The organism is Pseudomonas sp. B5(2017) (assembly GCF_002112825.1).
In the GTDB taxonomy this organism is placed as follows: Bacteria; Pseudomonadota; Gammaproteobacteria; order Pseudomonadales; family Pseudomonadaceae; genus Aquipseudomonas; species Aquipseudomonas putida_Z.
The window spans coordinates 120,653-141,657 of the sequence record NZ_NEIR01000006.1 but is presented as its reverse complement, the minus strand read 5'-3'; the positions used below and the strand labels follow the sequence as shown (position 1 = coordinate 141,657).

Here is a 21,005-nt window from a genome sequence, read left to right as displayed (position 1 = left end):
TCTGTTCCTTACAGGAGCCCTGCATGACCCTCGATCGCGATGCCGCTTCCCATGTAGCCGAGGTTTTGTCCGAAGCACTGCCTTACATCCGCCGCTTTGTCGGCAAGACCCTGGTGATCAAGTACGGCGGCAACGCGATGGAGAGCGAGGAGCTCAAGACCGGCTTCGCCCGTGACATCGTGCTGATGAAGGCTGTGGGCATCAACCCGGTGGTGGTCCACGGTGGTGGCCCGCAGATCGGCGACCTGCTCAAGCGCCTGTCGATCGAAAGCCACTTCATCGACGGCATGCGCGTCACCGACTCGGCGACCATGGACGTGGTGGAGATGGTGCTGGGTGGCCAGGTCAACAAGGACATCGTCAACCTGATCAACCGCCACGGCGGCAGCGCAATCGGCCTGACCGGCAAGGACGCGGAGCTGATCCGCGCCCGCAAGCTGACCGTCAGCCGCCAGACGCCCGAGATGACCACCCCGGAAATCATCGACATCGGCCACGTTGGCGAAGTGGTAAGCGTGAACACCGACCTGCTGAACATGCTGGTGAAGGGCGACTTCATCCCGGTGATCGCGCCGATCGGCGTGGGTGCCAATGGTGAGTCGTACAACATCAACGCCGACCTGGTGGCAGGCAAGGTAGCCGAAGCACTGAAGGCCGAGAAGCTGATGCTGCTGACCAACATCGCCGGCCTGATGGACAAGCAGGGCGAAGTACTGACCGGCCTGACCACCGAGCAGGTCAACGAACTGATCGCCGACGGCACCATCTACGGCGGCATGCTGCCGAAGATCAAGTGCGCGCTGGATGCGGTGCAGGGCGGTGTCAACAGCTCGCACATCATCGATGGCCGCGTGCCGAATGCGGTGCTGCTGGAGATCTTCACCGACAGCGGCGTGGGTACCCTGATTACCAACCGCAAGCAGCGCTGATTGGTTGGTTAGCCTGCACTGGCCCTATCGCCGGCAAGCCAGCTCCCACAGAATCTCCACAGCCCTCAAAGGCGGTGCTGTACCTGTGGGAGCGGGCATGCCCGCGAAGAGGCCAGAACAGGCGACACAAAAAAAGGCGACCTTCACAAGAAGGTCGCCTTTTTCATTTCCGGGCCCGGATCAGATACCGTACTGCGCCCGGTAAGCCTCGACAGCTGGCAGATGCTGCTTCAGCTGTGGGTCATCGGCCAGGAACTCCAGCACCTGGGTCAGCGAAACGATGCTGACCACAGGGATACCGAAGTCACGCTCCACTTCCTGGATCGCCGACAGCTCGCCATTGCCGCGCTCTTCGCGGTTCAGCGCGATCAGCACGCCAGCGGCCTTGGCGTGCTGGGCATTGATGATCTGCATGACCTCACGAATGGCGGTACCGGCGGTGATCACGTCGTCGATGATCAGCACATCACCGGCCAGCGGGGCACCGACCAGGCTGCCACCTTCACCGTGGTCCTTGGCTTCCTTGCGGTTGAAGCACCATGGCACGTCGAGCTGATGCTGATCGGCAAGGGCCACGGCAGTAGTCGCTGCCAGCGGGATACCTTTGTAGGCCGGGCCGAACAGCACATCGAACGGGATCTTGCTGTCGACGATGGCTGCAGCATAGCAACGGCCCAGTTCGGCCAGGGCGGAACCGGTGTTGAACAGGCCGGCATTGAAGAAATACGGGCTGGTACGCCCCGATTTCAGGGTGAATTCACCGAAACGCAGTACCCCGCGATCGATGGCAAAACGGATGAAGTCGCGCTGATACGGCTGCATGGATAGTCCCGGACACCACGGATTTAGCTAAATGGGTTGAGCTCGGGTATCATACACGCACGAGATTTTTGGGGCCATTTATGCGGATCATCAGTGTGAACGTAAATGGCATTCAGGCTGCGGCCGAGCGTGGTTTGCTCAGCTGGCTGCAAGCCCAGAATGCCGACGTCATCTGCCTTCAGGATACCCGCGCCTCGGCCTTTGAACTCGATGACCCAGCTTTCCAGCTCGATGGCTATTTCCTTTATGCCTGCGACGCGGAGGTGCCTGCCCAAGGTGGTGTGGCCCTGTATTCGCGCATGCAGCCCAAGGCAGTCATCACCGGCCTGGGCTTCGAGACAGCCGACCGCTACGGGCGTTACCTGCAAGCAGATTTCGACAAAGTCAGTATTGCCAGCCTGCTGCTGCCTTCGGGTATGAACGGCGACGAAGACTTGAACCAGAAGTTCAAGTTGATGGACGACTTCGCCAAGTACCTGGACAAACAGCGTCGCAAGCGTCGCGAATACATCTACTGCGGCTCGTTCTACGTGGCGCAGCAGAAGCTCGACATCAAGAACTGGCGTGACAGCCAGCAGTCGCCGGGCTTCCTGGCGCCGGAGCGTGCCTGGATGGACGCGATCACTGGCGAGATGGGTTACGTCGATGCCCTGCGCGAAGTCAGCCGTGAGGGCGACCAGTACAGCTGGTGGCCGGACAACGAGCAGGCCGAGATGCTCAACCTGGGCTACCGGTTCGACTACCAGATCCTCACCCCGGGCCTGCGCCGCTTCGTGCGCAACGCCCGCCTGCCGCGTCAACCGCGCTTCTCCCAGCATGCGCCGCTGATTGTCGACTATGACTGGACGTTGACCATCTGAAGGCATGGGGCCGCTTTGCGGCCCTATCGCGACACAAGGCCGCTCCTACAGGGGAATGCATATCCCTTGTAGGAGCGGCCTTGTGTCGCGATAGGGCTGCAAAGCAGCCCCAGCCTTATTTGATCGGCCGCCAGATCATCGGGTAGCGATACGGCTTGCCCTCATTCGCCCGCACAGCCGCAATGATGATCAGGATCATCACCGCGACCATCAGCATGGCGAACAGCACCAGCCCGATGAACACGAACATCAGCAGGAAGCAGATGAACCCGGCAATGGTCACGCTGATCTGAAAATTCAGCACCTCTTTGCCCTGGGCGTCGATGAAAGGGTCTTGCTCGCGCTTGAGGTGCCACAGCACCAGCGGGCCCAGCAAGTGCCCGAGCGGCACCACCAGGCCCAGCAGCGCGGAGAGGTGGCAGAACATCGCCCACTGCCGGATTTCGGCATTGGGCGGGGTGATCGACAGGTTCGATTCGCTCATGCCCCTCACCTCCCTGGCTGGGTTCAGTCGGCCAGTGCCGCCTGCTGCAGTTCGAAGATCTCGCTCATGCCCTTCTGTGCCAGGGCGAGCATGGCGTTGAAGTCTTCAGGCTGGAACGGCGCACCTTCGGCAGTACCCTGCACTTCGATGAAACCACCGGCGCTGGTCATGACCACGTTCAGGTCGGTTTCGGCGGCGGAGTCTTCCAGGTAGTCCAGGTCGAGCACCGCTTCGCCCTGGTACATGCCCACCGACACTGCGGCGATCATGTGCTTGAGCGGGTTGCCGGCCTTCAGGCCACCGCGCTTCTTGATCACCGCCAGGGCGTCGCACAGGGCGACCATGGCACCGGTGATGGATGCGGTACGGGTGCCACCATCGGCCTGGATCACGTCGCAGTCGACGTACAGGGTAATGTCACCGAGCTTGCTCATGTCCAGCGCGGCGCGCAGCGAACGGCCGATCAGGCGCTGGATTTCCAGGGTGCGGCCACCCTGCTTGCCACGGCTGGCTTCGCGCTGGTTACGCTCGCCGGTGGAACGCGGCAGCATGCCGTATTCGGCGGTCAGCCAGCCTTGGCCCTGGCCTTTGAGGAAGCGCGGCACACCGTTTTCCACGCTGACCGTGCAGATGACCTTGGTGTCACCGAACTCGACCAGTACCGACCCTTCGGCGTGCTTGGTGTAGTTGCGGGTGATGCGGATCGAGCGGAGCTGATCGGCGGCGCGACCACTTGGACGTTTCATCTGGGATACCTGTACTGGGACTTTGAATCTGCCGAGCATTATAGAGCCCACGGCCCGGGGAAGACATGCCTATTGTCGCGCCCGACACAGCCCGTCGCCTTTTCCTGCCGGCCAGGCCACCCGTCGGTAACATGGGTGGATTGGGCGCCAAGGCCCCACTGCGCTACAATCCTGCGCCTTGCAGCCGAGAGGCTCCCACCGTTCATTCATATACGCGAGGTACTCCCCATGGTGCACAGCATGACCGCTTTTGCTCGTGTCGAGCGCGCCGGCAGCCAAGGCACCCTGGTCTGGGAGCTGCGTTCGGTCAACCACCGTTACCTGGAGCCGCACCTGCGCCTGCCCGAGGCCCTGCGCGACCTCGAAGGCGCCGTGCGCGAAGGCCTGCGCCAGGGCCTGTCGCGGGGCAAGGTGGAATGCACCTTGCGCCTCAACGAAGACAGCAACGGCAAACCGCTGAAGGTGGACCGCGAGCGCGCCGCGCAGCTGGTTGCCGCCGCCGAGGAAGTGGCCGGCCTGATCAAGCAGCCGGCACCACTGAACCCGCTGGAGGTGCTGTCGTGGCCAGGCGTGCTGGTGGCCGACGCCAGCGACCCGCAGGCACTGAATACCGAAGCCATGGCGCTGTTCGATGAAGCACTGGCCGAGCTCAAGGCCGGACGCCAGCGTGAAGGCCAGGAACTGGCCCGGCTGATCAACGAACGCCTGGACAACATGGCCAGCGAAGTCACCACCCTGCGCGCCCTGGTGCCGCAGATGCTGGCAGCTCAGCGGCAGAAGATCCTCGACCGCTTCGGCGACATGCAGGCCGAACTCGACCCGCAACGCCTGGAGCAGGAGATGGTGCTGCTGGCCCAGAAGAGCGACGTGGCCGAGGAACTCGACCGCCTCACCACCCACGTCACCGAAGTGCGCCGGGTGCTCAAGGGTGGCGGCGCCGCCGGCCGGCGCCTGGACTTCCTGATGCAGGAACTCAACCGCGAGGCCAACACCCTCGGCTCCAAGGCCTTCGACCCACGCAGCACGCAAGCGGCGGTCAACCTGAAGGTATTGATCGAACAGATGCGTGAACAAGTACAGAACATCGAGTAAGGCCACCCCGACCATGAACCACAGCAGCGGCACCCTCTACATCGTTTCGGCCCCTTCGGGCGCCGGCAAGACCAGCCTGGTCACAGCCCTGATCAAGGCCGACAAGCGCGTAAGCGTCTCGGTCTCGCACACCACCCGCGCCATGCGCCCGGGCGAGCAGCACGGCGTGAACTACCACTTCGTCAGCCATGACGACTTCAAGGGGCTGATCGCCAAGGGTGACTTCCTCGAGCACGCCGAAGTGTTCGGCAATTTCTACGGGACTTCGCGCAGTGCGCTGCAAGAGGTACTCGACCAGGGCAATGACCTGATCCTGGAAATCGACTGGCAAGGCGCCCAGCAGGTACGCAAGCTGATGCCCGAGGCTTTGTCGGTGTTCATCCTGCCGCCAAGCCAGCAGGCCCTGCGCGAGCGCCTGGATGGCCGCGGGCAGGACAGCGAAGAGATCATCGCCGGGCGCATGAAAGAAGCGGTCAGCGAGATGGTGCACTACGACGAGTATGACTACGTGATCATCAACGATGACTTCGACGTGGCGCTGGAAGACTTGAAGGCAGTGTTCCGCTCGAACCGCCTGGTGCTGAAGAAGCAGCAACAGCGTCATGCGGCATTGCTGAAGCAAATGATCGGCTGAAGATTGCCGAGGCCTCTTCGAGGCCCTTTCGCGACACAAGGCCGCTCCTACATCGGAAGGCGTACGCCGTGCTGTTGTAGGAGCGGCCTTGTGTCGCGAAAGGGGCGCGAAGCGCCCCCAGCCTTATTCCTGCAGTGGCAAGGTAGCCTGCTGACGCAGGGTAGCCCCAAGGAAGTACGCCGGCGCGCGCAGGCGCGACAGCATCATCAGCACGATCCCCAGCACCGAGATGATCGCGGCGATCACGAACACCAGCCCCAGCCCGCCCACATGCGAGCCGCTGCCGAAGTCCGGCGAGGCGCTGTCGATGGCGGTACGCACGAAGATCACCGACAAGATCACCCCACCCACCAGCGGGCACAGGCCGCGCATCAGGAAGTGGCGCAGGCTGTCGAACAGGCTGTGGCGGAAGTACCAGACACAGGCGAACGCCGTCAGCGAATAGTAGAAGCAGATCATCATGCCCAGTGCAGTGATGGTATCTGCCAACACGTTCTCGCTCAGGGTGCGCATGGTCACGTAGAACAGGCCCGCGGCCACACCAGCGCAGATGGTGGCGTAACGCGGGGTCTGCGAACGAGGGCAGACGCTGGCGAACTTCTGCGGCACCGCACCGTAGTAACCCATGGCCAACAGGGTGCGCGCCGGCGACACGAAGGTCGACTGCAGCGACGCCGCGGTGCTGGCCAGCACCGCGATGGACATCAGGATCGCCAGCGGCCCCATGACCGGACCGGCCAGGTGGGCGAAGACGTTTTCCTGGATGCGCGGGTTGTTGAGGCCCAGGCCTTGTTCGCTGATACCGGCAAACTGCAGGGTGGCAATCGCGGTGAACAGGTACAGGCCGAGGATCAGCAGCACGGTCCAGGTGGCCGCCTTGCCCGGCACTTCGTCACTGCCGACCGATTCCTCGCTGACAGTCAGGCACACGTCCCAGCCCCAGAAGATGAAGATCGACAGCGACAGCCCGGCGGCAAAGGCCGAGAACGATTCGACGCCGAACGGGTTGAACCAGGCGAAATCGAATTCCAGCGGTGGCGGCGCGGTGGTTTCGCCGAAAGCGGCAAAGGCAAAGCCGATCAGCACCAGCAACTGCAGGGCCACCAAGCCGTATTGCACGGTCATGGTGGTGGTCATTCCGCGGCAGCAGATCCACACCGCCAGGGCGATGAACACGCAACAGGTGGTTATGTTGATGAGCAGGTTGTCGGCCAAGGCCGCCAGTTCATGCTTGCCGGTGATCTGGCCAAGGAACAGGTAGAAGAAGTCGACCGCCACCCCTGCCAGGTTCGACAACACGATGGTGGTGGCGACCACCAGGCCCCAGCCACCGATCCAGCCGATCATCGGGCCGAAGGCACGCGCCGACCAGGTAAACGAAGTACCGCTGTCCGGCTCCGCCGAGTTCAGTTCGCGGTAACCCAAGGCCACCAGCAGCATCGGCAGGAAGCCGACGATGAACACCGCCGGCAGGTGCGCGCCCACTTCACGCACGGTCGGGCCAAGGGCACCGGTTAGGGTGTAGACCGGGGCGATGGTGGAAATGCCCAGCACCACGCTGGCCAGCAAGCCCAGCCGGCCGGTGGCCAGGCCCTTGCTGCGCTGGGTGTTGCCCGCGTCGGCCGCCACGTCGGGTGGGCGGCCGGCTTCTGTGTAATTGCTCATGAGTATTTGCCGTAAATTTTGGAATTGTTTTCACAGGCCTTGCGTACAAGGCCCGCTTTCACTCATTGAAAGCTTGCTGCCGGGAACAAGTCATCCGAGACCTTCGGGTGACATCAGAATGCCTCCTGCCGTGCGCCCTCCCGTGTAGCGTAAGCAATGCAGGCCTCACGAAACGCCTGGAACAGGCGCCGCGAGACCGGGTTTTCGGTAAATCGCCACTCCGGGTGCCACTGCACGCCGAGCACAAAACCCGGCGCCGCAGGCATGGACACTGCTTCGATCAGGCCATCCGGGGCCCGTGCCTCGACGCGCAGGCCCGGGGCCAGTCGGTCGATGCCCTGGCTGTGCAGCGAGTTGACCTCGAACTGCGCCGCCAGGCCCAGGCGCTCGAACAACCCGCCAGGCTCGATGCCGACAAGGTGACGAGGGCCGTATTGCACCTCCAGGGGTGCGTCCTCAGGTTCACGGTGGTCAAGGTAGCCGGGCAGTTCCTGCACGCGCTGGTGCAGGCTGCCGCCCAGGGCCACGTTCAATTCCTGGTAGCCACGGCAGATACAGAACACCGGCACACCGGCGGCAATGGCCGCCTGCAACAACGGCAGGGTCAGGCGATCGCGTGCCAGATCGTGCCGGGTACCCGCCGCGCTGGGGGCGCCATTGTAATGATGCGGTTCGATATTTGAAGGTGAGCCGGTAAAAACAATGCCGTGCAGACGGGCCAGCAGCGCCTGCGTGTCGCTGCCCCCGTCACGGGCCGGCAAGATCAATGGCAAGCCGGCAAAGCCGGCCGCCTCGACATACTTGTCGCCTACCGTATGCGACGAGTTCTTCCCCACCTGCTGGCGGCAGGCGCTGACACCGATCAAGGGGACCGCATTTGCGCTCATGGGCTTACACCGTGTGCAGGTACCAGTTGTACTCGAGGTCGGAAATCGACACTTCGAACTCGGCCAGTTCGCTTTCCTTGCAGGCCACGAAGATATCGATGTAGTCCGGGCTGATGTATTGGTTGAGGACTTCGCTGTCGTCCAGCGCGCGCAGGGCATCGCGCAGGTTGTTCGGCAGGCTCTGCTCCAGCTGTTCGTAGGAGTTGCCTTCGATCGGTGCCTGCGGCTCGACCTGGTTGGTCAGGCCGTGGTGAACACCGGCGAGGATCGCCGCGAGCATCAGGTAGGGGTTGGCGTCGGCACCGGCCACGCGGTGCTCGAGGCGCACGTTGTCGCTGCTGTCGGTGGGCACGCGCACCGCCACGGTACGGTTGTCCAGGCCCCAGCTTGGCGCATTGGGCACGTAGAACTGCGCGCCGAAGCGGCGGTAGGAGTTGATGTTCGGGCAGAGGAAGGCCATCGACGCCGGCATGGTCTCCAGCACACCACCGATGGCGTGGCGCAGCGCGTCGCTTTGCAGCGGGTCGTCGCTGGCGAAGATGTTCTTGCCGGTTTTCTTGTCCAGCAACGAAATGTGCACGTGCAGGCCATTGCCTGCCTGGCCCGGGTAGGGCTTGGCCATGAAGGTGGTGTCCATTTCATGGTCGTAGGCAACGTTCTTGATCAGGCGCTTGAGCAGGATCGCGTAGTCGCAGGCCTTCAGCGGGTCGGCCACATGGTGCAGGTTGACCTCGAACTGTGCCGGGGCGCTTTCCTTGACGATGGCGTCGGCGGGCAGGCCTTGCTCCTTGGCCGCTTCGAGCATGTCCTGCAGGCAGTCGGCATATTCATCGAGGTCGTCGATCAGGTACACCTGGGTCGACTGCGGGCGCTTGCCGGAAATCGGCGAGCGCGGCGGCTGCGGGCGACCGTTGAGGTTGTCCTGGTCGATCAGGTAGAACTCCAGCTCGAACGCGGCGCAGATATCCAGGCCCAGGTCATCGAACTTGCTCACCACTTGGCGCAGTACTTCGCGCGGGTCGGCGAAGAACGGCTGGCCATCCAGTTCGTGCATGGTCATCAGCAGCTGGGCGGTGGGGCGTTTCTGCCACGGCTCGTCCGACAGCGTGCCGGGGATCGGGAAGCAGATGCGGTCGGCATCGCCGATGTCCAGGCCAAGGCCGGTACTCTCGACGGTGGACCCGTTGATGTCCAGGGCGAACAGCGATGCCGGCAGGTTGATGCCCTTCTCGTACACCTTGTGCAGGCTGGCCCGCTCGATGCGCTTGCCACGTACCACGCCGTTCATGTCGGAGATCAGCAGGTCGACGTACTGCGTGTCCGGATGGGCCTGGAGGAAGTCATTCATCTCGCTGGAAGAACTGGCGCACGGGGTTACCGACGTCATGGCTGTACATCCTTTGATTTGCTGCGGCGATGTGGGGGATACGGCTGGCGCCTCACGGGCGACGATGGTTGCAGCTGTTGTTCTTTTCACTTTCCCATCGTGGGGATTGGTTACCCGACCGGGCGCATTGATTCCCGGGGGCCGTTTCACTATAAAATGGCCAAAACGCAACAGACATTGGCAATTCGGCAAGCAGAGCGTGCACCAATGCAATATCAGATTACCCATGCCGACCTCTCCCTGGTCCTGGCCCTGGAACGTGGCCGCTCGCTGGCCAAGGCTGCCGAGTTGCTCAAGGTCGATGTTTCGACGGTGTTCCGCTCGATCCGCCGGCTGGAGTCGGCGCTGGGCACAGCCTTGTTCGTCAAGAGCCGCAAAGGCTACCTGCCGACTGACACCGCCCAGGCCCTGGCCGAGCAGGCCGAACGCGCCGAGCAGGCGCTGGAGGCGGCGCGCATCGCCATGACCAGTGGCGAGCAGGTGGTCAGCGGCACCGTGCGCCTGACCTGTACCGAGGCGGTGATGCACAGCCTGCTGCTGCCGGCGCTGGCCGAGTTCATGCCCAACTACCCGGCCTTGTCGCTGGAGATGGGTACCTCCAACACCTTCGCCAACCTCAGCCGGCGCGATGCCGACATTGCCCTGCGCCTGACCAACATGCCGCCGGAGCACCTGGTGGGCCGCAACCTGGGGTCCACCTCCTACGTGGTCTGCGGCCAGCCGCAGTGGCGCGAGCGCCTGGCCGAGTCACCTGCCAGCGTGCCGTGGATCGCCCCCGACGACTCGATGCAGGACCACCCCACGGTGGTCTGGCGCAACCAGCAGCACCCGGGCTTGAGCCCGCGCTACCAGTGCAGCGGCATGTCGACCATCGCCCAGCTGGTCACGGCCGGGCTCGGCGTGGCAGCGTTGCCGGACTACATGGTGCACGCGCTGCCCGGGGTGGATGCGCTGAGCGGGCCGCTGCCGGGTTGCGACACACAGCTGTGGCTGCTGACCCGGCCGGACTGCCGGGCGTTGCGCTCGGTGCAGACCCTGTTCGAGGAGCTGACCCCGCGGTTGCGTGATGCGATGCTCTGAGGTTATCGTCAGGTTCAAGCGATAGGGTGTCTGTTCCGGCCCTTTCGCGGCTGAAGCCGCTCCCACAGGGTGCGGTGATGAACCTGAGGACAATGCGGTCCCTGTGGGAGCGGCTTCAGCCGCGAAGAAGGCAACACAGGGCTTGAAGGTAACCACCCGACAAAACAGCGCTTCCCTATTGGCTGGTGATTTTTTAAACTATCGAGTCCGCCTGCCCATTATTGGGCTGCACGCCCACCGCAATTGCTACTGAGGAAGACCATGGCCCGCGTAACTGTTGAAGACTGCCTGGAACACGTGGATAACCGCTTTGAGCTGGTCATGCTCTCGACCAAGCGCGCTCGCCAGCTGGCGACCGGCGGCAAAGAGCCACGCGTTGCGTGGGAAAACGACAAGCCGACCGTTGTTGCCCTGCGTGAAATCGCCGAAGGCATCGTCACCAACGAGTTCATCGCCGCTGAAGAGATCGTCACCGAGGATCCGGTGTTCGCCGCGTTCGAGGACGAGAACAACGAGGCTGTCTGATTGATGCCAGGTCGACGTCGCACGGCGCAAGGCCCCCTTCCTCGGCAGGAGGTGAACCCATGCCGGGTATAGAAGCCTTGGCCGAACGGCTGTCGACCTATCTTGGCCCCGAACAGGTCAATCTGGTCCGGCGCGCCTATTTCTACGCCGAACAGGCCCACGATGGGCAGCGCCGCCGCAGTGGCGAGCCCTACGTGACCCACCCGCTGGCCGTGGCCAGCATCCTCGCCGACATGCACATGGACCATCAGAGCCTGATGGCGGCCATGCTGCACGACGTGATCGAAGATACCGGCATCGCCAAGGAAGCCCTCAGCCAGCAGTTTGGCGAGACCGTGGCCGAACTGGTCGATGGGGTCAGCAAGCTGACCCAGATGAACTTCGAGACCAAAGCCGAGGCGCAGGCCGAAAACTTCCAGAAGATGGCCATGGCCATGGCCCGCGATATCCGCGTGATCCTGGTCAAGCTGGCCGACCGCCTGCACAACATGCGCACCCTGGAAGTGCTGTCCGGCGAAAAACGCCGGCGCATCGCCAAGGAAACCCTCGAGATCTACGCCCCCATCGCCAACCGCCTGGGCATGCACACCGTGCGCGTGGAGTTCGAGGACCTCGGCTTCAAGGCCATGCACCCGATGCGTTCGTCGCTGATCCACCGTGCGGTGAAAAGCGCTCGCGGCAACCGCAAGGAGATCGTCGCCAAGATCGAGCATTCGCTGGCCAACTGCCTGGCCGCCGACGGCATCGAGGGCGAGGTCAGCGGCCGGCAGAAACACCTCTATGGCATCTACAAGAAGATGCGCGGCAAGCGCCGCGCCTTCAACGAGATCATGGACGTATACGCCTTCCGCATCGTCGTCGACAAGGTCGACACCTGCTACCGCGTACTCGGTGCGGTGCACAACCTGTACAAGCCGCTGCCCGGTCGCTTCAAGGATTACATCGCGATCCCCAAGGCCAACGGCTACCAGTCGTTGCACACCACGCTGTTCGGCATGCACGGCGTGCCCATCGAAATCCAGATCCGCACCCGCGAGATGGAAGAGATGGCCAACAACGGCATCGCCGCGCACTGGCTGTACAAATCCAACGACGACGAGCAGCCCAAGGGCAGCCACGCCCGCGCCCGCCAGTGGGTCAAGGGCATCCTCGAGCTGCAGCAACGTGCCGGCAACTCGCTGGAATTCATTGAAAGCGTGAAGATCGACCTGTTCCCGGACGAGGTCTACGTGTTCACGCCCAAAGGCCGCATCATGGAGCTGCCCAAAGGCTCCACGGCGGTCGACTTCGCCTACGCGGTGCACACCGACGTCGGCAACAGCTGCATCGCCTGCCGCATCAACCGCCGCCTGGCGCCGCTGTCCGAACCGCTGCAAAGCGGCTCGACGGTGGAAATCGTCAGCGCCCCGGGCGCACGGCCGAACCCGGCCTGGCTCAACTTCGTGGTTACCGGCAAGGCGCGCACGCACATCCGCCACGCGCTCAAGCAACAGCGCCGCTCCGAGTCCATCAGCCTGGGCGAACGCCTGCTGAACAAGGTGCTCACCGGCTTCGACAGCAGCCTGGAAATGATCCCCCAGGAGCGTATCCAGGCGATTCTCGCCGAGTACCGCCTGGAGCTGATCGAAGACCTGCTCGAAGACATCGGCCTGGGCAACCGCATGGCCTACGTGGTCGCGCGCCGCCTGCTGTCGGCCGAGGGCGAGCAGTTGCCGGCACCGGAAGGCCCGCTGGCGATCCGCGGTACCGAAGGCCTGGTGCTGAGCTACGCCAAGTGCTGTACGCCGATCCCGGGCGACCCGATCGTCGGCCACCTGTCAGCCGGCAAGGGCATGGTCGTGCACCTGGAAAACTGCCGCAACATCAGTGAAATCCGCCACAACCCGGAGAAGTGCGTACAGCTTTCCTGGGCCAAGGACATCACCGGTGAATTCAATGTCGAGTTGCGTGTCGAACTGGAGCACCAGCGCGGCCTGATTGCCCTGCTGGCCAGCAGTGTCAACGCCGCCGACGGCAACATCGAGAAGATCAGCATGGACGAACGCGACGGCCGTATCAGCGTGGTCCAACTGGTGGTCAGCGTGCACGACCGCGTGCACCTGGCGCGTGTGATCAAGAAGCTGCGTACCCTGACCGGTGTGGTCCGCATCACCCGCATGCGTACGTAGTCCGCCAACCGCAAGGAGTCATCATGAGCAAGACCGTCATCAACAGCGACAAGGCCCCTGCCGCCATCGGCACCTACTCGCAGGCGATCAAGGCCGGCAACACCGTGTACATGTCGGGCCAGATCCCTCTGGACCCGAAGACCATGGAACTGGTCGAAGGCTTCGAAGCCCAGACCGTACAGGTGTTCGAGAACCTCAAGGCCGTGGCTGAAGCCGCTGGCGGTTCGTTCAAGGACATCGTCAAGCTGAACATCTTCCTCACCGACCTGAGCCACTTCGCCAAGGTCAACGAGGTGATGGGCCGCTACTTCGAGCAGCCTTACCCGGCCCGCGCCGCCATCGGCGTTGCCGCGCTGCCGAAAGGCGCCCAGGTCGAAATGGACGCTATCCTGGTCATCGAATGATGCCCCCGGTGACGGGCGCCCTGCCCGTCACCTTCCCTTCTCTGCAAGGTTACCCCGTCATGCGTCAAGCACTGCCCCTCGCGCTGGCAGCCCTGCTTCTGGGCGGCTGCGCCAGCCACAAACCCGAAGATTTCAACGGTACCTGGATCAACCAGGACGCCATCAATGCGGCCGTCAAGGGCGGCAGCCTGCGTCAGGCGCTCAGTGAGCACGGGCCGGTGTTCGAGTGGAAGCTCGACGTCGCCAGCCAACAGGCCAGCTACAGCAATGGTTTCGAAGCAGCCGACGGCCAGCTGAGCGCCACCGACAAGCAATGGCAGGCCAGCTTCCAAGGCGGCCAGACCGAACAGCTGTCGCTCGATGGCGACGAACTGCAGGCTGTCGATCAAAGCGGCGGCAAGCAGACCTTCGTGCGCGCCAAAGCACCGGCGGCGACCAATGCGCCACTGGGCAGCAGCTTCGAGAAAGCCCTGTACCAGGCCTATCTGGGCGGCAACTGGAAGATCATCGAAGGCCAGGGCAAAGGTGCCAGCGTGCGCTTCGGCGACACCGGCAACGTCACCGGCCTGCCTGGGCCAGACCGTTTCGCCCTGTGCCTGGCGGGTGACTGCGCGACCATGGGTGGCAGCAATGACAGCCTGTGGCTGGAGCGCAACCAGCGTGGCGCCCCGTTCATCCTCAAGCGCGATGGCGACAAGCTGGAGATCTTCCAGGCGGTGAACCGCGCACAGCCGGATGAAATGCCAGTGTTGGCAGCCGGCAAGCGCCAGTGGGTGCTGGAGCTGGACTGAAAACCGTCCCTGACCAAGCGCCGCCCCTTTGTGGGAGCGGCCTTGTGTCGCGAAAGGGCTGCAAAGCAGCCCCGGCAGGTGGTGCCGTAACGCTGAAATCCTGGGGCCGCTTTGCGGCCCTTTCGCGACACAAGGCCGCTCCCACAAGAGGCCGCATCAAACCTGGAGTTAGTTTTTCCCTTTCAGGATGGCCGCATAGCCTTCCCTGTAGCTCGGATACACCGGCGCCCAGCCCAACGCCCGCGCCCGCGCATTGCTGCAGCGCTTGCTGCCGGTACGCCGCACTCGCTGCTCATCCGACCACTCGGTTACCCCCATGTACGCCCGCAGCCAGGCCACCACATCGGCCAGCGGTGCCGGGTCGTCGTCGACGCCGATGTAGCAGTCGTCGAGCACCTTGCCATCAGCATCGGCCAGCAACAGGAACGCCAACAGGCTGGCGGCATCCTCGGCATGGATGCGGTTGCCATACAGCGGTGGCTCCTCGGCCACGCGGTAGCCCTCGCGCACCTGACTGAGCAGCCACTCGCGACCGGGGCCATAGATGCCGGTCAGGCGCACCACGCTGGCCGGGATGCCGCTGGCCAGCGCCAGCCGCTCAGCCTCCAGCATCAACCGCCCGGAATAACCTTCAGGCTCGGTGGTCGCGCCTTCTTCGATCCACTCGCCGTCCTTCTGTGCATACACGCTGCTGCTGGACACGAACAGCAGGCGCCGTGGGCGTTGGCCGCGCTCGGCCAGCCAACCCAGCACATGGTGCAAACCGTCGACATAGGCTGCCTGATAACCCGCCTCGTCGTGCTGGCTGGCCGCCACGCAATACACCAGGTAGTCCGGCGCGCGCTGCGGCCAGGCGTCGGGGATCGATGGCTCGGACAAGTCCGCCGCCACCGGCACGACCCCCGCAGGCAACTGCCCGACCGAGCGACGCAGGCCGCTCACCTGCCAGCCGCGCGCAAGCATCTGCCGGGCAAGACGCCCGCCTACATCACCACATCCCACCACCATCACGGAAAGGTCTGACATCTCTTAACTCCCTAGACCAATTGATCAGCCTGACCACGCTACACGATGGATGGCTAGACCATAGGCGAAAAAAGCAACAAGATTACTTTTGTTAACAAGAATTACTTGCAATAATGGCCGCCAAATTGTTCTCGGCCTACCTCGAGGCCTTGGAGAACGTTCACTTTATTCTTCATCAGGTCCGGCCAGCATGACACGTACTCAACCTTCCGCTTCGCCAACCCCGTCGCGCGCCTGGCGCGCCATCGCCGCGCTGACGCTCAGCCTGGTGCTGGCCCCGGTGGCCATGGCCGATGAGCCAACCGCCAATGCTGCCGCGCCTGCTGCCGCTACCGCACCAGCTGCGCCGGCCGCTGCCCCAGCCGCAGCACCGGCTGCCGACGCAGTTGCCGCCACCCCGGTTGATGCCCCGGTCGCTGCAGACCCGAGCGTCGAAGCCCTGGTTGAAGACACCTCGCTGGGCATGGCCCACGACCTGTCCCCATGGGGCATGTACAAGAACGCCGACGTGGTGGTCAAGGCGGTGATGATCGGCCTGGCCATCGCCTCCATCATCACCTGGACCATCTGGATCGCCAAAGGCTTCGAGCTGATGGGCGCCAAGCGTCGCCTGCGTGGTGAAATCGCCCTGCTGAAGAAATCCGCCAGCCTCAAGGAAGCCAGCGACGTTTCCAACAAGGAAGGCACCCTGGCCCACACCCTGGTCCACGACGCCCTCGAGGAGATGCGCCTGTCGGCCAACGCCCGCGAAAAAGAAGGCATCAAGGAGCGCGTCAGCTTCCGCCTGGAGCGCCTGGTACATGCCAGCGGCCGCACCATGAGCAGCGGCACCGGCGTACTCGCCACCATCGGCTCCACTGCGCCATTCGTCGGCCTGTTCGGTACCGTATGGGGCATCATGAACAGCTTCATCGGCATCGCCAAGACCCAGACCACCAACCTGGCCGTGGTTGCCCCGGGTATCGCCGAGGCCCTGCTGGCCACCGCCCTGGGCCTGGTCGCCGCAATCCCGGCCGTGGTCATCTACAACGTCTTCGCCCGCTCCATCGCCGGCTACAAGGCCCAGGTGTCCGACGCCTCCGCCCAGGTGCTGCTGCTGGTCAGCCGTGACCTGGACCACCAGGGCAGCGAGCGTGTTGCCCCGCACATGGTGAAAGTGGGGTAAGCCATGGGCCTGCATCTCAACGAAGGTGGCGACGACCTCGCCGAAAACCACGAAATCAACGTTACGCCGTTCATCGACGTGATGCTGGTGCTGCTGATCATCTTCATGGTCGCAGCCCCCTTGGCCACGGTCGACATCAAGGTCGACCTGCCGGCCTCGACCGCCAAGCCGGCGCCGAGGCCCGAGAAACCGGTGTTCGTCAGCGTCAAGGCCGACCAGAAGCTGTACGTCGGCGACGATCAGGTCCCTGCCCCCGACCAGCTTGGCCCGATGCTCGATGCCAAAACCAAGGGCGACAAGGAAACCACCATCTTCTTCCAGGCTGACAAAGGCGTGGATTACGGTGACCTGATGGAAGTGATGAACAACATGCGCGCGGCCGGCTACCTGAAAGTCGGTCTGGTAGGTCTCGAGACGGCAGCCAAGAAATGACAAAAACGCGCTCTAACATGGCGCGCTACGGTGGCAGCCTGGCGATCGTGCTGGGCGTGCACGTGGTCGCCGTGCTGCTGACGCTCAACTGGTCGGTGCCCCAGGCCATCGAACTGCCACCGGCAGCCATGATGGTCGAGCTGGCGCCATTGCCGGAGCCTGCGCCACCACCGCCCCCGAAAGCGGCGCCGCAGCCACCGGCGCCGGTCGAGGAACCGCCGCTGCCGAAGCTGGCCGAGGCACCCAAGCCCAAGATCGCCATTCCCAAGCCGCCCAAGCCGAAGGCCAAGCCACAGCCGCCCAAGCCCGAGAAAAAGCCTGAGCCGCCGAAGGAAGCACCGCCGACCGAACAAACGGTAGACGCACCGCCCAGCAACACGCCGCCGCAGAAGTCCGCGGCACCGGCGCCGAGCATTGCGTCCAACAGCAACGCCCTGCCGACCTGGCAGAGCGACCTGCTGCGTCACCTGGCCAAGTACAAGCGTTACCCGGAAGACGCGCGCCGTCGCGGTCTGCAGGGCATCAACCGCCTGCGCTTCGTGGTCGACGCCGAAGGCAAGGTGGTGTCGTACTCCATGGCCGGTGGCTCGGGCAGTGCCGCCCTGGACCGGGCGACCCTGGAAATGATCCGTCGGGCCGGCACGGTACCCAAGCCGCCACCCGAGTTGCTGAACAATGGCACGATCGAGGTCGTGGCACCGTTCGTCTACTCGCTGGACCGCCGCTGAGACTTTTGTTTCTGTCACAAATCGGCAAGTCTGATAACGTGCGTCTATCGATTGCAGCCGCTATGCTGGGCTCGCAACTTCATGGACGCACGTTATGACCCTCACAGAATTACGCTACATCGTCACACTCGCCCAGGAACAGCACTTCGGCCATGCCGCCGAACGCTGTCACGTGAGCCAGCCGACCCTGTCGGTCGGTGTGAAGAAGCTCGAGGATGAGCTTGGCGTGCTGATCTTCGAGCGCAGCAAGAGCGCGGTCCGCCTGACCCCGGTCGGCGAAAGCATCGTCGCCCAGGCGCAAAAGGTACTGGAGCAGGCCCAAGGCATTCGCGAGCTGGCCCAGGCCGGCAAGAACCAGCTGACCGCCCCGCTCAAGGTTGGTGCCATCTACACCGTCGGCCCGTACCTGTTCCCGCACCTGATCCCTCAGCTGCACCGCGTGGCGCCGCAGATGCCGCTGTACATCGAAGAGAACTTCACCCATGTACTACGCGAAAAGCTGCGCAACGGCGAACTGGATGCGGTGATCATCGCCCTGCCGTTCAACGAAGCCGACGTGCTGACCCTGCCGCTGTACGATGAACCGTTCTGCGCCCTGATGCCGGCCGACCACCCGTGGACGGCGAAAAAGACCATCGACACCGCCATGCTCAACGACAAGAGCCTGTTGCTGCTCGGTGAAGGCCACTGCTTCCGCGACCAGGTACTGGAAGCTTGCCCAACGCTGAACAAGGGCGGTGAAGGCTCCAAGCACACCACGGTCGAGTCCAGCTCGCTGGAAACCATCCGCCACATGGTGGCCTCGGGCCTTGGCGTGTCGATCCTGCCGCTGTCGGCGGTGCACAGCCACCACTACGCCCCCGGCGTCATCGAGGTTCGCCCACTGACCGCACCGGCACCATTCCGCACCGTGGCCATCGCCTGGCGCGCCAGCTTCCCGCGGCCGAAGGCCATCGAGATCCTCGCCGACTCGATCCGCCTGTGCTCGGTCGCCAAAGCCCCTGCGGAACAACCGGCCTGAGTCATGAGTGAGCTGTCGAAGGTCCCGGTCACGGTACTCAAGGGGGTTGGCGAGGCCATGGCGGAGAAACTCGCCAAGGTCGGCCTGGAGAACCTGCAGGACGTGCTTTTCCACCTGCCCCTGCGCTACCAGGACCGCACCCGCGTGGTGCCGATCGGCCAGCTGCGCCCTGGCCAGGACGCGGTGATCGAGGGCGTGGTCAGCGGCGCCGACGTGACCATGGGCAAGCGCCGCAGCCTGGTGGTGCGCCTGGGTGACGGCAGCGGCGTGCTGAGCCTGCGCTTCTACCACTTCAGCAACGCGCAGAAGGAAGGCCTCAAGCGTGGTACCCACCTGCGCTGCTACGGCGAAGCCCGCCCCGGCGCCTCGGGCCTGGAAATCTACCACCCGGAGTACCGCGCACTGAACGGCGACGAGCCGCCGCCACCGGTCGAGCAGACCCTGACGCCGATCTACCCGTCCACCGAAGGCCTCACCCAGCAACGCCTGCGCCTGCTGTGCCAGCAGAGCCTGGGCCTGCTCGGCCCGCGCAGCCTGCCAGACTGGCTGCCCGACGAACTGGCCCGGGACTACCAGCTGGCGCCGCTGGACGATGCCATCCGCTACCTGCACAACCCGCCGGCCGACGCCGACCTCGACGAACTTGCCGAAGGCCAGCACTGGGCCCAGCACCGCCTGGCCTTCGAAGAACTGCTGACCCACCAGCTGTCGCAGCAACGCCTGCGCGAAAGCCTGCGCAGCCTGCGCGCGCCAGTGCTGCCCAAGGCCCAGCGCCTGCAGGCGCAGTACCTGGCCAACCTGGGCTTCCAGCCGACCGGCGCGCAGCAGCGGGTGGCCAACGAAATTGCCTACGACCTCAGCCAGCACGAGCCGATGATGCGCCTGGTGCAGGGCGATGTGGGTGCCGGCAAGACCGTGGTCGCCGCCCTGGCCGCGCTGCAGGCCCTGGAGGCCGGCTACCAGGTGGCCTTGATGGCGCCCACCGAGATCCTCGCCGAACAGCACTACATCACCTTCAAGCGCTGGCTCGAACCGCTGGGCATAGAAGTGGCCTGGCTGGCCGGCAAGCTCAAGGGCAAGGCTCGGGCAGCCGCCCTGGAGCAGATCGCCAACGGTGCGCCAATGGTGGTCGGCACCCATGCGCTGTTCCAGGAAGAGGTGAAGTTCAAGCACCTGGCCCTGGCGATCATCGATGAACAACACCGTTTTGGCGTGCAGCAACGCCTGGCCCTGCGCAAGAAGGGCGTGGCCGGGGAATTGTGCCCGCACCAGCTGATCATGACCGCCACGCCCATTCCGCGCACCCTGGCCATGAGCGCCTATGCCGATCTGGACACCTCGGTGCTCGACGAACTGCCACCCGGGCGCACCCCGGTGAACACCGTGCTGGTGGCCGACAGCCGCCGCTTCGAAGTGGTCGAGCGGGTGCGCGCCGCCTGCGCCGAAGGGCGCCAGGCCTATTGGGTGTGCACCCTGATCGAAGAATCCGAAGAGCTGACCTGCCAAGCCGCCGAAAGCACCTACGAGGAGCTGGGCAGCGCCCTGGGCGAGCTGCGGGTGGGGCTGATCCACGGGCGCATGAAGCCGGCGGAAAAGGCTGAGATCATGGCCGAGTTCAAGGCCGGCAACCTGCAGCTGCTGGTCGCAACCACGGTCATCGAGGTGGGCGTGGACGTGCCCAACGCCAGCCTGATGATCATCGAGAACCCCGAGCGCCTGGGCCTGGCCCAGTTGCACCAGCTGCGCGGCCGGGTTGGCCGGGGCAGCGCCGTCAGCCATTGCGTGCTGCTGTACCACCCGCCACTGTCGCAGATCGGCCGCGAGCGCCTAGGGATCATGCGGGAAACCAACGACGGCTTCATCATCGCCGAGAAAGACCTGGAACTGCGTGGTCCAGGCGAGATGCTCGGCACCCGCCAGACCGGCCTGTTGCAGTTCAAGGTCGCCGATCTGATGCGCGACGCCGACCTGCTGCCGGCCGTGCGCGACGCCGCCCAGGCCCTGGTCGCACGCTGGCCGGAGCACGTCAGCCCCCTGCTCGATCGCTGGCTGCGTCATGGCCAGCAATATGGCCAAGTGTGACGCTGGTCCCATAATGGATCCAGTTTTGCCCCCAGGCTGGTTATACTTCGCGTTTAAAAGAATCAGTGGATACGGAC

Annotated in this window: 21 protein-coding genes; 14 read left to right on the top strand and 7 right to left on the bottom strand. The window is 64.1% G+C overall.

Features of this window, described 5'->3' with window-relative positions; genetic code table 11:
- The first annotated feature begins 23 nt into the window (after nt 1-23).
- A complete protein-coding gene (gene argB / locus CAG00_RS11080; RefSeq protein WP_003258198.1) occupies nt 24-929 on the top strand; it encodes an acetylglutamate kinase in 906 nt (301 codons plus the stop codon).
- Between the two features lie 180 nt (nt 930-1,109).
- On the opposite strand, the gene pyrE is transcribed toward argB, so the two are convergent.
- Entirely contained in the window at nt 1,110-1,751 is a 642-nt protein-coding gene (gene pyrE / locus CAG00_RS11075) for an orotate phosphoribosyltransferase (protein ID WP_085664270.1), read from the bottom strand.
- 80 nt (nt 1,752-1,831) lie between these two features.
- Here pyrE and CAG00_RS11070 point away from each other — a divergent pair, with 80 nt between their 5' ends.
- A complete protein-coding gene (locus CAG00_RS11070) occupies nt 1,832-2,611 on the top strand; it encodes an exodeoxyribonuclease III (RefSeq protein WP_003253401.1) in 780 nt (259 codons plus the stop codon).
- 115 nt (nt 2,612-2,726) lie between these two features.
- Here the strand turns inward: CAG00_RS11070 and CAG00_RS11065 are convergent, their stop codons facing one another.
- Together CAG00_RS11065 and rph are read right to left on the bottom strand one after the other, a co-directional pair.
- Nucleotides 2,727-3,095, bottom strand: coding sequence for a DUF4870 domain-containing protein (locus CAG00_RS11065; protein WP_085664269.1), 369 nt, complete (start codon nt 3,093-3,095; stop codon nt 2,727-2,729).
- A 23-nt stretch (nt 3,096-3,118) separates the two neighbouring features.
- On the bottom strand, nt 3,119-3,841 hold the full coding sequence (rph, locus tag CAG00_RS11060) for a ribonuclease PH (RefSeq protein ID WP_013974792.1): 723 nt from the start codon (nt 3,839-3,841) through the stop codon (nt 3,119-3,121).
- Between the two features lie 228 nt (nt 3,842-4,069).
- Between rph and CAG00_RS11055 the strand changes: the two genes are divergently transcribed.
- Nucleotides 4,070-4,933 carry a YicC/YloC family endoribonuclease gene (locus CAG00_RS11055; RefSeq protein ID WP_085664268.1) on the top strand — a complete coding sequence of 288 codons (864 nt, stop codon included), beginning with the start codon at nt 4,070-4,072 and terminating at the stop codon, nt 4,931-4,933.
- Nucleotides 4,934-4,946: 13 nt separating this feature from the next.
- Nucleotides 4,947-5,567 carry a guanylate kinase gene (gmk, locus tag CAG00_RS11050; RefSeq protein WP_075046762.1) on the top strand — a complete coding sequence of 207 codons (621 nt, stop codon included), beginning with the start codon at nt 4,947-4,949 and terminating at the stop codon, nt 5,565-5,567.
- 123 nt (nt 5,568-5,690) lie between these two features.
- Here the strand turns inward: gmk and CAG00_RS11045 are convergent, their stop codons facing one another.
- The 3 genes from CAG00_RS11045 to CAG00_RS11035 all read right to left on the bottom strand — a co-directional run bounded on the left by CAG00_RS11045 (nt 5,691) and on the right by CAG00_RS11035 (nt 9,506).
- Nucleotides 5,691-7,232 (bottom strand): APC family permease, encoded by a 1,542-nt coding sequence (locus tag CAG00_RS11045; protein WP_013974795.1) that lies wholly within the window; start codon nt 7,230-7,232, stop codon nt 5,691-5,693.
- A 113-nt stretch (nt 7,233-7,345) separates the two neighbouring features.
- The gene (locus CAG00_RS11040) at nt 7,346-8,119 is read right to left on the bottom strand and encodes a gamma-glutamyl-gamma-aminobutyrate hydrolase family protein (protein WP_085664267.1); all 774 of its coding nucleotides are present in this window, start codon (nt 8,117-8,119) and stop codon (nt 7,346-7,348) included.
- Nucleotides 8,120-8,123: 4 nt separating this feature from the next.
- Nucleotides 8,124-9,506: a glutamine synthetase family protein gene (locus CAG00_RS11035; protein WP_015272334.1), complete on the bottom strand. Its 1,383-nt coding sequence runs from the start codon at nt 9,504-9,506 to the stop codon at nt 8,124-8,126.
- Nucleotides 9,507-9,713: 207 nt separating this feature from the next.
- Here CAG00_RS11035 and CAG00_RS11030 point away from each other — a divergent pair, with 207 nt between their 5' ends.
- From CAG00_RS11030 to CAG00_RS11010, 5 genes are all read left to right on the top strand, one after another.
- Complete coding sequence (locus tag CAG00_RS11030) at nt 9,714-10,586, top strand: LysR family transcriptional regulator (protein WP_085664266.1); 873 nt, start codon at nt 9,714-9,716, stop codon at nt 10,584-10,586.
- A 261-nt stretch (nt 10,587-10,847) separates the two neighbouring features.
- Complete coding sequence (gene rpoZ, locus CAG00_RS11025; protein ID WP_003253383.1) at nt 10,848-11,111, top strand: DNA-directed RNA polymerase subunit omega; 264 nt, start codon at nt 10,848-10,850, stop codon at nt 11,109-11,111.
- A gap of 59 nt (nt 11,112-11,170) precedes the next feature.
- Complete coding sequence (gene spoT / locus CAG00_RS11020; protein ID WP_013974799.1) at nt 11,171-13,279, top strand: bifunctional GTP diphosphokinase/guanosine-3',5'-bis pyrophosphate 3'-pyrophosphohydrolase; 2,109 nt, start codon at nt 11,171-11,173, stop codon at nt 13,277-13,279.
- Nucleotides 13,280-13,302: 23 nt separating this feature from the next.
- Entirely contained in the window at nt 13,303-13,683 is a 381-nt protein-coding gene (locus tag CAG00_RS11015) for a RidA family protein (RefSeq protein ID WP_009684531.1), read from the top strand.
- Nucleotides 13,684-13,742: 59 nt separating this feature from the next.
- Nucleotides 13,743-14,474 carry a hypothetical protein gene (locus CAG00_RS11010; protein WP_085664265.1) on the top strand — a complete coding sequence of 244 codons (732 nt, stop codon included), beginning with the start codon at nt 13,743-13,745 and terminating at the stop codon, nt 14,472-14,474.
- Nucleotides 14,475-14,642: 168 nt separating this feature from the next.
- On the opposite strand, the gene CAG00_RS11005 is transcribed toward CAG00_RS11010, so the two are convergent.
- A complete protein-coding gene (locus CAG00_RS11005; protein ID WP_085664264.1) occupies nt 14,643-15,500 on the bottom strand; it encodes an NAD-dependent epimerase/dehydratase family protein in 858 nt (285 codons plus the stop codon).
- A gap of 190 nt (nt 15,501-15,690) precedes the next feature.
- On the opposite strand from CAG00_RS11005, the gene exbB reads away from it, so the two are divergent.
- From exbB to recG, 5 genes are all read left to right on the top strand, one after another.
- Entirely contained in the window at nt 15,691-16,665 is a 975-nt protein-coding gene (exbB, locus tag CAG00_RS11000) for a tonB-system energizer ExbB (RefSeq protein ID WP_075046764.1), read from the top strand.
- A gap of 3 nt (nt 16,666-16,668) precedes the next feature.
- A complete protein-coding gene (gene exbD, locus CAG00_RS10995) occupies nt 16,669-17,097 on the top strand; it encodes a TonB system transport protein ExbD (RefSeq protein ID WP_013974803.1) in 429 nt (142 codons plus the stop codon).
- On the top strand, nt 17,094-17,825 hold the full coding sequence (locus CAG00_RS10990; protein WP_016489831.1) for an energy transducer TonB: 732 nt from the start codon (nt 17,094-17,096) through the stop codon (nt 17,823-17,825). Before exbD ends, CAG00_RS10990 begins: the two co-directional genes overlap by 4 nt.
- 94 nt (nt 17,826-17,919) lie before the next feature.
- Nucleotides 17,920-18,846: a hydrogen peroxide-inducible genes activator gene (locus CAG00_RS10985; RefSeq protein ID WP_013974805.1), complete on the top strand. Its 927-nt coding sequence runs from the start codon at nt 17,920-17,922 to the stop codon at nt 18,844-18,846.
- 3 nt (nt 18,847-18,849) lie between these two features.
- On the top strand, nt 18,850-20,928 hold the full coding sequence (gene recG / locus CAG00_RS10980) for an ATP-dependent DNA helicase RecG (protein WP_085664263.1): 2,079 nt from the start codon (nt 18,850-18,852) through the stop codon (nt 20,926-20,928).
- The last annotated feature ends 77 nt before the right edge of the window (nt 20,929-21,005 follow it).

Coding starts and splice junctions, on each gene's coding strand:
- spoT (WP_013974799.1), top strand. CDS start 11,171: ATGCCGGGTATAGAAGCCTTGGCCGAACGGCTGTCGACCTATCTTGGC.
- exbD (WP_013974803.1), top strand. CDS start 16,669: ATGGGCCTGCATCTCAACGAAGGTGGCGACGACCTCGCCGAAAACCAC.
- exbB (WP_075046764.1), top strand. CDS start 15,691: ATGACACGTACTCAACCTTCCGCTTCGCCAACCCCGTCGCGCGCCTGG.
- argB (WP_003258198.1), top strand. CDS start 24: ATGACCCTCGATCGCGATGCCGCTTCCCATGTAGCCGAGGTTTTGTCC.
- CAG00_RS11035 (WP_015272334.1), bottom strand. CDS start 9,506: ATGACGTCGGTAACCCCGTGCGCCAGTTCTTCCAGCGAGATGAATGAC.
- CAG00_RS11055 (WP_085664268.1), top strand. CDS start 4,070: ATGGTGCACAGCATGACCGCTTTTGCTCGTGTCGAGCGCGCCGGCAGC.
- CAG00_RS11065 (WP_085664269.1), bottom strand. CDS start 3,095: ATGAGCGAATCGAACCTGTCGATCACCCCGCCCAATGCCGAAATCCGG.
- rph (WP_013974792.1), bottom strand. CDS start 3,841: ATGAAACGTCCAAGTGGTCGCGCCGCCGATCAGCTCCGCTCGATCCGC.
- gmk (WP_075046762.1), top strand. CDS start 4,947: ATGAACCACAGCAGCGGCACCCTCTACATCGTTTCGGCCCCTTCGGGC.
- CAG00_RS11005 (WP_085664264.1), bottom strand. CDS start 15,500: ATGTCAGACCTTTCCGTGATGGTGGTGGGATGTGGTGATGTAGGCGGG.
- CAG00_RS11030 (WP_085664266.1), top strand. CDS start 9,714: ATGCAATATCAGATTACCCATGCCGACCTCTCCCTGGTCCTGGCCCTG.
- CAG00_RS11045 (WP_013974795.1), bottom strand. CDS start 7,232: ATGAGCAATTACACAGAAGCCGGCCGCCCACCCGACGTGGCGGCCGAC.
- recG (WP_085664263.1), top strand. CDS start 18,850: ATGAGTGAGCTGTCGAAGGTCCCGGTCACGGTACTCAAGGGGGTTGGC.
- CAG00_RS10985 (WP_013974805.1), top strand. CDS start 17,920: ATGACCCTCACAGAATTACGCTACATCGTCACACTCGCCCAGGAACAG.
- pyrE (WP_085664270.1), bottom strand. CDS start 1,751: ATGCAGCCGTATCAGCGCGACTTCATCCGTTTTGCCATCGATCGCGGG.
- rpoZ (WP_003253383.1), top strand. CDS start 10,848: ATGGCCCGCGTAACTGTTGAAGACTGCCTGGAACACGTGGATAACCGC.
- CAG00_RS11010 (WP_085664265.1), top strand. CDS start 13,743: ATGCGTCAAGCACTGCCCCTCGCGCTGGCAGCCCTGCTTCTGGGCGGC.
- CAG00_RS10990 (WP_016489831.1), top strand. CDS start 17,094: ATGACAAAAACGCGCTCTAACATGGCGCGCTACGGTGGCAGCCTGGCG.
- CAG00_RS11015 (WP_009684531.1), top strand. CDS start 13,303: ATGAGCAAGACCGTCATCAACAGCGACAAGGCCCCTGCCGCCATCGGC.
- CAG00_RS11040 (WP_085664267.1), bottom strand. CDS start 8,119: ATGAGCGCAAATGCGGTCCCCTTGATCGGTGTCAGCGCCTGCCGCCAG.
- CAG00_RS11070 (WP_003253401.1), top strand. CDS start 1,832: ATGCGGATCATCAGTGTGAACGTAAATGGCATTCAGGCTGCGGCCGAG.